The organism is Mesorhizobium sp. B263B2A, assembly GCF_020165775.1.
GTDB classification, from domain to species: Bacteria; Pseudomonadota; Alphaproteobacteria; order Rhizobiales; family Rhizobiaceae; genus Mesorhizobium; species Mesorhizobium opportunistum.
In genome coordinates this window covers 149,113-162,003 of sequence record NZ_JAIUIU010000008.1, presented here as the reverse complement: position 1 = coordinate 162,003, position 12,891 = coordinate 149,113, and the positions used below count along the sequence as shown (strand labels likewise).

The following is a 12,891-nucleotide window of genomic DNA, read 5'->3' as shown; positions in this document are numbered from 1 at the left end:
ATGCGTGAAGATCTTGCGGCGGCACTGCCCGCCAACGCGTGGAACTGGATTGCGGTGTGGCGCCGCAACTATCTGGCGTGGAAGAAGGTCGCATTTGCGTCTCTTCTCGGTACTCTCGCCGATCCTTTAATTTACCTTTTCGGGCTCGGTACTGGTCTTGGCCTAATGGTGGGTCAGGTTGAAGGCGCCTCGTATATTGCCTTCTTGGCAGCCGGGATGGTCGCGACAGGCGCGATGACCGCATCGACCTTCGAAACAATATACGCGGTTTTCAGTCGCATGCGCGACCTGGGCACCTGGGAAGCAATCCTGCATACACAACTCACGCTGGGCGACATCGTTCTCGGTGAATTGGCGTGGGCAGCCACCAAGGCCTTTCTCGCAGGCACGGCAATTACCATTGTTGCTGCTACGCTGGGCTATGCGGCGTGGACGTCCGTGCCCTATGTGCTGCCGGTGGTCGCTCTCACCGGCTTTGCCTTTGCCAGCCTCGCAATGGTCGTCATCGCGCTCGCGCCCAGCTACCACTATTTTATATTCTATCAGACGCTCGTCATCACACCCATGCTGTTCCTGTCTGGTGCGGTCTTTCCAGTCGGCCAACTGCCAGGCGCCTTTCAGCGCGTCGCGGCCTTCTCCCCGCTGGCGAACTCTATCGACCTGATCCGTCCGGTAATGCTCGGCCATTTGGCAGACAACGTCGGGCTGCATATCGGCGCACTTTGTATGTACGCCGTATTGCCGTTTTTCCTCTCTGCTGCGCTGTTTCGTCGACGTCTGATGCGTTGATGCTGCTGCGACCGGCACGAGAGGATTGAGTCCAGTTCAAGACATAGCAGCCGAGCTTGTTGTGCCCTGGTCTGCCCTAAACCCTCGCGACCGCTACTAGCTGGAAACACATAGCAATGACTCACCCCACGCCTACGCCTCAGCCTTTTGTGATCCTTGCGATGCCAAGGACTGGCACACACTATCTCGAGGAATTGCTAAACGAGCATCCGACGGTACTAAGCAACGGTGAGCTGCTCAATGAGTATGATGCCAATTGGCCCGGGAAGGATCGCCTGCTACGCACCGATCGTGAGCTCCTCGAACAAGCCTACTTGCGCTATCCCACGCCAGACTACAAGAAAGTGACGCATGTCGGCTGCAAGATCAATGAACCCCAATTTCGCGAACGCCCAGCTTTTTTTGCCGAACTGACTCGTTGGCCAGCCCTCAAAGTCATTCTCGTAACTCGAAATATATTAGAATCGCTACGGTCCTTTGCACAGGCAAGACAAAGCGGGCAATGGCTGAAATTCAGTTCGGACGCCGCTCGGCCACCGCGCGTCCGATTGTCAATCGCTGACTGTGAGGCTTACTTCAAAGCCGCGGACGATTTCCACGCGCGCATTGAGCACTCCTTCACGTCGAGCCAGCTGCTCGTAGTGGAATACGAGAGCCTCCTTCACGAGCCCGCTGCTTGCTTAGGAAAGGTTTGGGATTTCCTGGGCGCGCCGACCATCGAGCTATCTGATCCAGCCAACCTTCAGCGCCAGGAAACGCGAGCGCTAGACCAGACCGTGCAGAATTTTGATGAGTTGCAGCTCCACTTCGCGGATGGACCTTACGCCCGGTTCTTTGAAGCGGGGACTCTCTGACTGGCGCCGTTCTCGGTTCACGGTCGCAGCCTAGCTTCTGTGCCATCTGATCGTGGTCGCTTCCCTGGGTTGGCTTCTCCGGCATCAACGAGGACCGCTTGCCTCATACAGAGGTGAACCCGCGGTGGAAAAATGACGATGCCCAACATCAGGTTTCACAAGCTTGCAGCCATTGTTGTGCTCATTGGTTTCGCGGCGTGGATGGCGACAGGCGAGTTTTCGTCGGTCGGCAGCGTAGCCGCCAACAAAGCCAAGGCAGCCGAAGCCGAACAGGCCAAGGCGCCGGACGCGGCCAAGCCGAAGACGGCTGAAGCCGAGCCGAAGGCACCGCTGCGCACCGTTGCGGTGGTGACGCCGCCACGCAAGACCTATGCACGCGCCATCCGCATTTCCGGGCTGACCGAAGCCGACAAGCGGGCGGTGCTGGCGACGCGCGTCGCCGGTGTCATCGACAAGCTGCCTGTCAAGCAAGGCGATCACGTCAAGACGGGGGATCTGGTGCTGATGCTTGCGGCGGAAGAAAAGATCTCGATGGTCGACAATGCAAAGCAGTTGGTGGTGCAGCGCCAGGCCGAGTTGGACGCAGCCTTGCGGCTGATGAAGACCGGCAATCTGCCGAAGCTGCAGCTCGACACCGCGCGCTCGAACCTGACCTCGGCGCAGTCGCAACTGGAAACGGCACAGGCCGAACTTGACCGCAACGAGGTGAAGGCGCCCTTCGACGGCGTTATCGACCGGGTGCCGGTGGAACTTGGCAGTTCCATCATGCAGGGCGGCGAGGTGGCAACCATCCTCAAGCTCGATCCGGTGATTGCCCGCGGCGAAGTCAGCGAGCGCGATCTCGGCTACCTGAAACTCGGGGACAAGGCCACCATACGGCTGGTCAGCGGCCAGACCGTCGAAGGCACCGTGCGCTACATCAGCCGCGACGCCTCTTCGGCGACCCGCACCTTCCGCGTCGAGGTTGCCGTCCCCAATGCCGACGGCTCCGTGCCGGCCGGCATGACGGCGGAAATCGCACTCAGCGCGCTGCCGACCGATGCGGTGCTGCTGCCGCGCTCGGTGGTGACGCTCGGCGACAAGGGCGACCTCGGCATCCGTGCCGTCGGCAAGGACAACAAGGTTGCGTTCTTCCCCATCGACCTCGTCGACGACACGCCGACCGGCTTGGTGCTTGGCGGCATCCCTGCCGATGCGCGCATCATCGTTGCCGGCCAGGAACTGGTGAAGGAAGGCGATGAGGTCAAGCCGGTCGAAGCCGACCAGGCAACCATCCAGAAACTGCTGGGCGAAGCGACCGCCGGCACGCAGTAGCATGGGGTACGGCGGACAGACCCCGGGCGGGGACACTTGGCTGCGACGCAGCTCGTGAAATTCAAGAACAGGCGTTAGCCATGGATATCGTCAGACTCGCAATCAACAATGCCCGCCTGACCATTTCGGTCCTCGTCTTCCTTCTGCTCGCCGGCTGGGTCGCCTATCAGTCGACGCCGAAGGAAGCCGAGCCCGACGTTCCGATTCCGATGATGTATATCAGCCTGATCTATCAGGGCATTTCGCCGGAGGATTCGGAGCGCCTTCTGCTGCGGCCGATGGAAAGCAAGCTGAAGAGCCTGAAAGGCCTCAAGGAAATGCGCTCGGCCGCCTTCCAGGGCGGCGGCTATGTGCTGGTCGAGTTCCAGCCGCAGACAAATCTGGCGACGGCCTTGCAGGACACGCGCTCCAAGGTCCAGGACGGCAAGGCCGACCTGCCGCAGGCGGCCGAAGAGCCGGTCGTTACCGAAGTCAACATCTCCGAATTCCCCGTCCTCGTCGTCACCCTGTCGGGCGAATTGCCCGAACGCGTGCTAGCCGCCGCGGCGCGCGAGTTGCGCGACCGCATCGAGGAAGTGCCAGGCGTCCTGGAGGGCTCGTTGCAGGGTTCGCGCGACGATCTTGTCGAAGTCGTCATCGATCCGATGAAACTGTCGTCCTACGGGTTGCAACTCGATCAGCTGATCGGCGCTGTCGGTGCCTCCAACAGTCTGGTCGCCGCCGGCAATATCGAAGGCTCGGAAGGCAAATACGCCGTCAAGGTGCCGTCACTGATCGAGACGCCCGAGGACGTGGCGGCCTTGCCCGTGGTCGCCGGCCCCAATGCCGTGGTGCAGGCCAAGGACATCGCGACGATCCGCTCGACCTTCGCCGATGCCACGACGATCACGCGCCTCAATGGCAAGCCGGCCATCGCCATCGAAGTCAAGAAGCGCATCGGCGCCAATCTGATCGACACGCTCGCCAAGGTCAGGGAGGTGTCCGACGCCTACGTCAAGACGATGCCGCAAGGCATGAACGTCACCTACACGCAGGACAAGTCGGTCTTCGTCAACCAGTTGCTCGGCGATCTGCAGAACCACGTCATGATCGCCGTCATCCTGGTGTTCATCGTCATCCTCTACGCGCTGTCGGGTCGTGCCTCGCTGCTGATCGGATTGGCCATCCCCTCATCCTTCCTGATCGGCATCCTGTTGCTGGCGATGATGGGCTACACGATCAACATGATCGTGCTGTTCAGCCTCATCCTGGCTGTCGGCATGCTGGTCGACGATGCCATCATCGTCACCGAGTTCGCCGAGCGACGCATGAGCGAGGGCATGCCGAAGGAGCAAGCGTTCGCGCTTGCCGCCAAGCGCATGGCTGGCCCGGTCATCGCGGCGACGATGACGCGCATTGCCGCCTTCTCACCGCTGTTGTTCTGGCCGGGCATCATCGGCGACTTCATGAAATATATGCCGATCACGCTGATCGTGACGCTCTCGGCCTCGATGCTCTATGCGCTGGTCTTCGCACCGACGCTGGGCGCCATATTCGCCAAGGCGCCCGCCCATCACCCCGACGACAATCGCGACGGCTGGTACATGGCCGTGGTCAAGCAGGCGGTGCATTATCCCATCACCGTGCTTGTCCTCACCGTGGCGCTGTTGTTTGGCGTGGGCTACGCCTATTCGAAATTCGGCGCCGGCGTCGAATTCTTCCCGAATGTCGAGCCTGACTACGGCCTGCTCTATGTCCACGCCCGCGGCAATCTTTCGCTTGCCGAAATGGACGCGGCCACCAAGACGGCGGAAAACCGGCTGCTCGGCTGGCCGGGCGTGAAGTCTGTCTATACCCGTGTCGGCAAGACGCAGGGCGGCGGCCAGGATGTGTCCGAGGACGTCGTCGGCGTCATCCAGTATGAATTCATCGACTGGCGCGAGCGCAAATCGGCCAACGATATCCTGAACGATTTGCGTGGCGTCATGGCCGGCATTCCAGGCGTCGACGTCGAGGTTCGCGTTCCGGAAGCCGGCCCGCAGACGGGCAAGCCGATCCAGATCAGGCTTTCGGCCGTCGACCCCAAGGGGCTCGACGACAAAGCGCGCGCGGTTGCGGCACGCATCGGCAAGGTGCCTGGCGTCATCGACATTTCCGACGGCCTCCCGCCGCCCGGCGTCGACTGGGCGCTCGAGGTCGACCGTGCCAAGGCAGCGCAATATGGCATCAGCCCAACCGCTGTCGGCACAGTGGTGCAACTGGTGACCAACGGGCTGAAGCTTTCGGAATACCGGCCTGCCGGCGCCGACGACGCCGTCGACATCAGGCTGCGTCTGCCGGAAGACCGGCGCACGCTGTCGACGCTCGACGAGCTCAGGGTGCAGACCTCGCAAGGCTCGGTGCCGATCTCGAATTTCGTCGTGCGCAAGCCGGAGCCGACGGTCGGTATCCTCAACCGTATCGACGGCGCGCGCACGGTGGTCGTCCAGGCAAACGTTGCCGCAGGCGCCCAGGTCGCGGCCGTGCAGGCGGAGGTCACCAAGGCCGTCTCCGGGATGGATCTCGGCAGCGGCATACGTTGGAAGCTGGCCGGCTCGAACGAAGACAGCGCCGAGGCCAGCGCCTTCCTTGGCAAGGCCTTCGGGGCGGCGATCTTCCTGATCTTCCTGGTGCTGCTGATGCAGTTCAACAAATTCACCAGCGTCTGGCTGGTGCTGTCCTGCGTGGTCATGGCGACGATCGGCGTGTTCCTCGGACTGCTGATAACAGGCGAGACGTTCGGCATCGTCATGTCGGGCATCGGCGTCATCGCTCTGGCCGGCGTGGTGGTGAACAACAACATCGTGCTGATCGACACCTATGACCGGCTGCGCGAAGAGGGCTGGGACAAGATGGAGGCCGTGCTGCAGACCTGCCGCGAGCGCGCGCGCCCGGTGGTGCTGACGGCGGTATCGGCCATTCTCGGCGTGCTGCCGATCGCCTTTGGCCTTGGGCTGGAAATCTTCCACCACGAGACGACGATCAACGCGCCGTCGACGCAATGGTGGATTTCGCTGTCCTCGGCGATCGTCTTCGGCCTGTCCTTCGCGACGGTGCTGACGCTGGTGGTGACACCCTCGATGCTGATGGTGTTCACCCGCGCCAAGATCAAGCCGGGCGCACGGCGCGGCTTGTTCAGCCGGCTGTACCGGCGCGGCAAGGGTGAGATCTCGTCGGATGCGCAAAAAGCGGATGCCGGTCCGGAACCAGCGATCGCCTTCCCGAAAGCCGCCGAATAGGCACGCTGCATGATTTGAATGGCAAAGGCCGCCCGGAACAACGGGCGGCCTTTTGCTTGTTTGCCCCGCAATACGGTGGGCAGTGCCTGACGCAAATGCTCTTCGACTTGCGTTCAGGTCCTTGGGAAGCGCAGACGCGTAAACTACGACCTCTCGGATAGCGGGCGTCGGACAAGAATTCTGGCGCTCCGATCCGCGATTCAGGATTACTAAAGCCCGAGCTTCCTCTTCAGTTCCGCGTTCTCCTTGCGCAGGCGTTCCGCGAGCAGGCTCTTCAGTCGCTTGTTTTCTTCCTCAAGCGCGACGAGGTCCTTCAGATCGTCACCAACCGGCGCCGGCGGCGTAGCTTTCTTCCATTGATAGTAGGTCTGTTCCGAGATGCCGGCCTGCTTTACGGCGCTCTTGTGGGTGGCGCCGCCACTGATAGACTTTTGTATGAGGGCGAGCATCTCGGCGCGCTCCTTTTCAGAGTAGGTCTTACGTCCGGTCGTCGCTGCTGGTGCTTCCTCCGCCTTAGACGCCGCGCTGGCATTCTTCCGAGCAGCTGGCCTAGGCTCAGCCTTCGCCTTCGGCGACCGTTTGGCCTTCTTCTTTTCAGGCATCTCCACTTTGGCTGCCGGTTGGGTTGTAGTTGTTACTGGTTCAGCGTCCAGGGAATTTGCCATGAGATGCTCCGCTCGCGGTTTGTGCCTGTGTTCAGCATCAAGCGCTACGACGCTTGAGTCAACAAGTCGATGATTTGGCAGATCCATCTCCTCGAGTTCTCTTCTTGTCTCGGCCGTTGCTGCGGTAAGATCGACACCGCTCCAGATGGAACCACTTCGCTTTTGAGAACTGCGCTTCTGTCTTATCTCGACCGTGAATGCCGGGGGCTGCCGCCTCATAGGTAGTTCCTTGTTGAAAACGAATTGCGCTGGAAGTCGCGGCAGGCGACGGGTGAAGGTCCGGCCGATTCTTCTGCAGTCGAGCTATATGCATCCGACCGCCCGAGCAAGACCTGTTGGTGACGTACACCGCGGACCATAACGATTCCTGCGAGTACCTAGAAGCAAGTAGGCACTATGCCATCTCTCGATATCGACCAGGTGGCGGAGTCCGCAGCATGCAAAAACTATCTATCGTGTCTTTGATTGTGCATCGACGGCAGGGGTACGAACTGAAAGGAACTGCTCAAGAGCCGATCCAATCTGTCTGTCAGTTCTGCGGGTCACGTGCCGGGACGGTGTAACTCGACGGGAGAAGCCGCTCGCGAGCGCGCGCTCAACAGCGCGGCAGTGAGCGAGCGGCGTAGGGGGGGGTTGGCGTGAAAGGGATTGAAGCGTCGGGCTCGAGGCCTTTATCGAGCGGGGGTTACATTCGCTTCGGCAGCGTGGAACGACACACGATCGATGTCTTTGAGCTGAACCCCGGACGTTGCGAGGCAGTGCTGAAGAAACCCCAAATCGGCTGGGCGCAAGCTCGCTTGACTTAGATCGGGCTACGCTAATGTTCGCCCCTCAATCAGACATGGTCTAACACAAAAGTTTCGATAGCCCGCCCCCTCAGCACCAGATCCAAGGTTTCGCCTTGCCGACCCATCTACTTGGCAGGGCCGCCCAAGGCGGTCCATGGCCAGTCTTGAAACAATGGCGACCCGCAAAGCACCTGCATGATCAGGGCACAGGAGCGATCTCCAATGACTTCTCCGCTCAATTGCCTCCGCGCCTCAAACCGGAACTCGCCTGAGAAGCCCGCGTCGGATGAGATCGATGCTGGCGGCAAATGCGCCTGCAAAGTCATTTAACGCATGGACCTCCTCCACAAGCTCAAAGGAGAAGGGGCCCGAATAGCCGCCATCGAGTAGCGTCCGGATTTGGCTGCAATTGTCCGAGCCGCCCAGGATGCGATCCGGGCGAATCCAGAAGGTTGGATCGTTTATGCTCGAAATGTGCACGAGACCGGTCAAGTCGCAGAAGAAGGACGTCTCGCTGGCAAGCGTGTGGTGGAATGTATCGTGGACAAGCCGGAAGGCGGACTGGCCATCAACCGAGGCAATGGCGCTAGCCGCTTCTTTTTTCGACCGAAGTGAGGAGGTCTGGAACCCAAGCGGCTCGATATACCCAACGAGACCCCGCGACTGAAGTATTGGCTTTAGCGCCTTTAAGGCGACGCGGAGATTGCCTTGGCGCTCGGCATTGGCGGACCGCGAACCGTCGTTCACCGGCACCAGCATGAGCGCCTGGGCGCCGCAGGCGGCCGCATAATCGGCGAGCTTGCTGGCCTCGGCTTTGCGGGCGGGAGTCCACTCGTCGAATCGCTGCAAGGCGTTGACTGAGATAATCGTGACTCCCGCTTCGGCAGCGGCAGCCCGGATATCCGCCGACGGCTTGCCGCGCACAACAGCCTTGCTGCAAGGATTAGTCCGGACTTGCACGTCGGTCAGACCGAGATCGCGGGCGAGTGCGAGGAACGTCATGACGTCAAGCCCAGGTGTCGCCATATGGTCGAGCGCAAACCGAAGCGGCGCCAGGCGCACGGAGTGGCGTTCTTTCATCAAGGCGGCCGCCATTCGCGGCTCACTGGCCGTTTCTCGATTTTCAAGGCCGAAATGTTCGGCATAGGGAGGCGAGCCGGTCGAAGTCACCCGCTCTCTATTCATAGGATTGTCTATCATTGTGAGCCGACTTTCACGCAACGGGTACCACCGCGCCTCTTGAGACATTCATCTGCTAAGCGAAATGACCGAAGATGGATCCAGCCTACCCAGCCGCTTCTGCAGAGTGAGTACCAGGCCGCAAGGATGCTGAACCGCTCCGGAGCCAAACTGATGTGGCCGGCTGCTCCGCCGTAGCGAGGTGGACGGCCAGTGCAATCATAGGGCCTCCCCGACCTCTCCCTCAGGCTCTGATTCAATCCAGGACGCGCTGCTGTGCGGCCTTTAATGGCTCTGGGCACAAGGCCAACGCGTCGGCGAGCGTATTGAACGCAATCGGGGCGACCGCCGGCGAGACTGCGGGCGACAACATAGAGTCGCCGAGCACCAGGCGTTATCGCCAGCACAAAAGCCGCGGCAAGGCGTGGGGCGAGTTGCGTCAAATTTGTCATGGTGGTCGATACCAACGAAGTTTATGTTGCTAAGGGATGAAGGAGGCGACCTCACGGTCAGATGCCCGCTCGCTCGCTGCGAGGCCCGCAGCCACTCCGGCACGGTCGGCCGCGTTCCGATTCTGGCTCATCTTGCGCTTGCCCTCGATCCTCGTGATCGACATGCGCAGACCCACAATTCCGCGGAGTTGGGCCTGCACGAAATCCGACGGCGCATCCGACACCGCCCAGGGCGAGACGCGCTCACCCTCTTGGTGGTCGGTCAGGCGATTCACGGCCTCCAGCAGCCTCCCGGTGTCCTCGAAGAACTCGACCGGGCCATAGGCGTGGACGGTGACGTAATTCCAGGTAGGCACAACCTTCCCGGTTTCCTGTTTGGTCGCATACCACGCCGGGGTCACGTAAGCTTCCGGCCCCATGAAGATGGCCAGACCGTCGCCCAGCGGGGGAACACGGCACTGTGGATTGGCCTTGGCGAGATGGCCGTAGATCACGCCGTGCTCGCCCTCGCTTTCATCAAGCAAGAGGGGCAGCGGCGAGGCGAAGAGTCCCTCGGCCGTCGCGGTGACGAAGTTCGCCAGAGGAGATGCGCGGACGCTCGCCCGCAGGAAATCCATATCATCATCGCGGAAGGCGGGAGGGGTGTACATCGGGGGAACTCCGTGTGTGCGCTGCAGGTCGGGATACCGGCAATCTGACCCTCAGGAAACAGCCAGTTAATTACAAATGAAGTCGTCCAGTTGGTGAAGTGACCTGGCGAGCCCAGATCATCGGGCCAACTATCTTAGTGGCCCAACAGTCGTAGAGGGCCGTGTGTCCAGCTTGCGTAGCCCAGCAGGACCTGTGTGACGCCGAGCTGGCGCCGTCCTCCCGGGTTGGCAAAATTAATTAGGACACAGCATGTGCCGCCGAGCCGCTGGCGGTGTCGGCGGCAAGCTCGCGACCCGCAGATATGGCTGCGTACCGATCTGCTCGGGAAGTTAGCCTTCGAAGGAGGCGGAGAGCTCCCCCGACGGGTGAGCATACGCCTCTCGATCGACATCTCTGATAGGCTTCCGTGCTGCCGGCCTGCCTATCAGGCCGCGCATGCAGGCCAGCTCAGCCGCGATGACAGGGATGGCACGTTCCTCAACCGACCCGCCTGGCGGAACTGGCGACCGAGGCTTTTGCGGTGGTGATTTCCTGTTCGTAAACCTTACACCCTGGTGCAAGCTCTCTCAGACCGCTCACGAGCATCTTAGCTGCGTCCTCGAGCGCTCCCTCCGGCATCGCTGCTAAGCTTTCCAAAATAAACCACATGCGGCCGCCCACCGTCTCCAACCGGGTGCGCGTGCCCTGCCGCCAGTTCCAGCGGCGACATGTAACTGCCAGATCGTCGCGCCAGATGACCTCCCCCTTGGAAGGCTGTTCGACGACCGCTTCGCCATTCAAAACAGTGTGGAAGCACTCCGTTCCTTCCGCAATTGTCAGCCGTGGTTTACCGACGTATGCATCGAAATTTTCGCCGCCGACGGGTATTGCGAAACGCAGGCTCACTGCATTGTAGAGGTCAACGACAGGATTTATCGATGGGATGCGGCCGTCCCTCTCCACCCGTTTTTTCAATGCGTGCGCCGAGCACGGCGTCCGGTTTGGTTTTGCTCCGAATCGGACGTATGCCTCCGCCCAATTGGCTAAGTGCGCTTCTCCCCAGGCGGGTCCTCCCGCTCGGACGAAATCGCAAGCCTCTCCCAACACGTCTCGAGCCATGACGCCTCGCGCACTGTCCTGTGCATCAACAAGAATGCTGATAGCGCGAAAGTCAGGTGCGATCTCTGCCATTTCCTCGTCGATCAGCGGAAAATCCATCAACGCTTTCTCCTTTAAGCCGGCCGCACGGCGCCTTGCTTCCACTGGATGTAGGAGTCTCGTCGAGAACTCTCTTCGCCAGGTCGCAGGGTCAGAGTACTGCCCTGGACCCTGACTGGGCGACAGGGCCAGTCATGGCAAGTCTTGCTGATCCAGTCTGCGATCGCTGCCGGCGTGACTCTGGGGTCACGAGCCAGGCCTGTGCACCGTCAGGCCGGTTATTGAGGATGTTGCCGAGTGCTCGCAAGGCTTTTTACCCGTTGAACAGCGCCAGTAAGGAGCCGAACGCCATTCTCGATCTGCCGAATGGTCAGGGCGGAATAGCCCATCACCAGTCCAATCCGGTCAGCACGGCCTTCATCTCGAATGTATAGTGATGAAATCGGATGGATGCCCACCCCGACCCGCCGCGCCTCTTCAACCAGGATGTCCTCCAGCGAGCGAGAAAGATCCTTGAACCAGACGACGACATGCAGCCCTGCATCAGCACCCTCGATGACAATACTGTCTGCGAACGCGCGTTGAAGGACGGCAAGCAGCGCCTCTCGACGCTCGCCGTTGAGACGGCGGACGCGTCGCACATGGCTTTCATAACCACCGCTCTCGATAAGTGAGGCCAGGGCCTCCTGTTCGGCAACCGGAGAATGCCTGTCGAGAAGCTGCTTGGCCGTCGCAAAGACATCTTGCAACTCGGCCGGAACCACCAGGTAGCCGATGCGCAGCATCGGCGACAGTGTCTTGGAGATCGTCCCAACATAGATCACGGAACTGCGGTCTTCCAGCTTGTGCAACGGGGGCACCGGACGAATGTCGTACCGGTACTCGCCATCGTAATCGTCCTCGATGATATAGGCGTCGTTGCGCCGAGCCCATTCGAGAAGCTGATAGCGCCGCGAAATCGACAAGACGCCGCCGAGCGGGAACTGGTGCGACGGGGTGACATAGGCCAGCCGCGCCGGAATTTCCTGCAGCAGCTCCGTCTTCATGCCCTCGCTATCGACGGCGACGGCCACTGGAGTGGCTCCTGTGCTGGCAAAGACCAGGCGCGCCATTCTATAGCAGGGATCCTCGATCACGAAGCTGTCAGCAGGATCCAGCAGCAGACGCGCGCAAAGGTCCAGGCACTGTTGTGATCCACTCACGACGAGGATCTGCTCGACCCGGCAGCTAAGCGTTCGGGCGCGCCACAAATATCCCTGCAACGCCTGGCGCAAGCGATGCGAGCCGCGTGGATCGTGATAGGCCAGCCTTCCGGTACTTTGTGACATCGCCGCGTTCATCGCGCGCTTCCACGTCAGTGCAGGGAAATCAGATGGTGCGAGGTCGCCGTAGCGGAAATCGACCTTGAGACGGTTGGGGAGGTAGTCGGACCGTGGCGGACTGGCGCGCAGTCGCTCGCCGTAACTGGAAAGGTGAATCGGGCCAGTCCGTTTCGGCACCGCGCTGGTCGCTTTACTCCCGACTAGCGAAGCTGCAACGCGAGGTCTTGCGCCTTGGATGACCTCAATGAAACCCTCGGCGACCAGCTGGTCATATGCCACCGTCACCGTGGTTCGCGACACACCGAGTTCATTTGCGAGGCCCCGGGACGACGGCAGTTGGCTGCCCGTTTCATAGATGCCGCCCAGGATCTGCTCGCGAAGAGCTTCGCAGATCTGGCGCGCGCCCAGACCTTGAGGGCGAGCTGTCGAAGCGGCAGGAGAAGGCTGGACCATTTCTTTCATCGCCAACTGAACGTTCCATCT

General features: G+C 61.0%; 9 protein-coding genes. 4 read left to right on the top strand and 5 right to left on the bottom strand.

Annotation, left to right across the window (positions count from 1 at the left end; genetic code table 11):
• The 4 genes from LB568_RS15665 to LB568_RS15650 all read left to right on the top strand — a co-directional run bounded on the left by LB568_RS15665 (nt 1) and on the right by LB568_RS15650 (nt 6,214).
• Entirely contained in the window at nt 1–789 is a 789-nt protein-coding gene (locus tag LB568_RS15665) for an ABC transporter permease (RefSeq protein WP_064993578.1), read from the top strand.
• 116 nt (nt 790–905) lie between these two features.
• Entirely contained in the window at nt 906–1,643 is a 738-nt protein-coding gene (locus LB568_RS15660; RefSeq protein ID WP_064993564.1) for a sulfotransferase, read from the top strand.
• 138 nt (nt 1,644–1,781) lie between these two features.
• Nucleotides 1,782–2,957 carry an efflux RND transporter periplasmic adaptor subunit gene (locus LB568_RS15655; protein ID WP_086081372.1) on the top strand — a complete coding sequence of 392 codons (1,176 nt, stop codon included), beginning with the start codon at nt 1,782–1,784 and terminating at the stop codon, nt 2,955–2,957.
• 80 nt (nt 2,958–3,037) lie between these two features.
• The gene (locus tag LB568_RS15650) at nt 3,038–6,214 is read left to right on the top strand and encodes an efflux RND transporter permease subunit (protein WP_095790674.1); all 3,177 of its coding nucleotides are present in this window, start codon (nt 3,038–3,040) and stop codon (nt 6,212–6,214) included.
• Nucleotides 6,215–6,423: 209 nt separating this feature from the next.
• Here LB568_RS15650 and LB568_RS15645 read toward each other — a convergent pair whose 3' ends face one another.
• The 5 genes from LB568_RS15645 to LB568_RS15625 form a co-directional block, all read right to left on the bottom strand.
• Complete coding sequence (locus tag LB568_RS15645) at nt 6,424–7,098, bottom strand: transposase (protein WP_224655970.1); 675 nt, start codon at nt 7,096–7,098, stop codon at nt 6,424–6,426.
• A gap of 821 nt (nt 7,099–7,919) precedes the next feature.
• Entirely contained in the window at nt 7,920–8,762 is an 843-nt protein-coding gene (locus LB568_RS15640) for a TIM barrel protein (protein ID WP_064994854.1), read from the bottom strand.
• 565 nt (nt 8,763–9,327) lie between these two features.
• Nucleotides 9,328–9,948 carry an FMN-binding negative transcriptional regulator gene (locus LB568_RS15635; protein ID WP_064994855.1) on the bottom strand — a complete coding sequence of 207 codons (621 nt, stop codon included), beginning with the start codon at nt 9,946–9,948 and terminating at the stop codon, nt 9,328–9,330.
• Between the two features lie 478 nt (nt 9,949–10,426).
• The gene (locus LB568_RS15630) at nt 10,427–11,149 is read right to left on the bottom strand and encodes a B3/4 domain-containing protein (protein WP_176479568.1); all 723 of its coding nucleotides are present in this window, start codon (nt 11,147–11,149) and stop codon (nt 10,427–10,429) included.
• Between the two features lie 215 nt (nt 11,150–11,364).
• The gene (locus LB568_RS15625; protein WP_064994856.1) at nt 11,365–12,870 is read right to left on the bottom strand and encodes a PLP-dependent aminotransferase family protein; all 1,506 of its coding nucleotides are present in this window, start codon (nt 12,868–12,870) and stop codon (nt 11,365–11,367) included.
• Between the last annotated feature and the right edge of the window lie 21 nt (nt 12,871–12,891).

Coding starts and splice junctions, on each gene's coding strand:
- LB568_RS15660 (WP_064993564.1), top strand. CDS start 906: ATGACTCACCCCACGCCTACGCCTCAGCCTTTTGTGATCCTTGCGATG.
- LB568_RS15665 (WP_064993578.1), top strand. CDS start 1: ATGCGTGAAGATCTTGCGGCGGCACTGCCCGCCAACGCGTGGAACTGG.
- LB568_RS15650 (WP_095790674.1), top strand. CDS start 3,038: ATGGATATCGTCAGACTCGCAATCAACAATGCCCGCCTGACCATTTCG.
- LB568_RS15635 (WP_064994855.1), bottom strand. CDS start 9,948: ATGTACACCCCTCCCGCCTTCCGCGATGATGATATGGATTTCCTGCGG.
- LB568_RS15655 (WP_086081372.1), top strand. CDS start 1,782: ATGCCCAACATCAGGTTTCACAAGCTTGCAGCCATTGTTGTGCTCATT.
- LB568_RS15640 (WP_064994854.1), bottom strand. CDS start 8,762: ATGGCGGCCGCCTTGATGAAAGAACGCCACTCCGTGCGCCTGGCGCCG.
- LB568_RS15625 (WP_064994856.1), bottom strand. CDS start 12,870: ATGAAAGAAATGGTCCAGCCTTCTCCTGCCGCTTCGACAGCTCGCCCT.
- LB568_RS15645 (WP_224655970.1), bottom strand. CDS start 7,098: ATGAGGCGGCAGCCCCCGGCATTCACGGTCGAGATAAGACAGAAGCGC.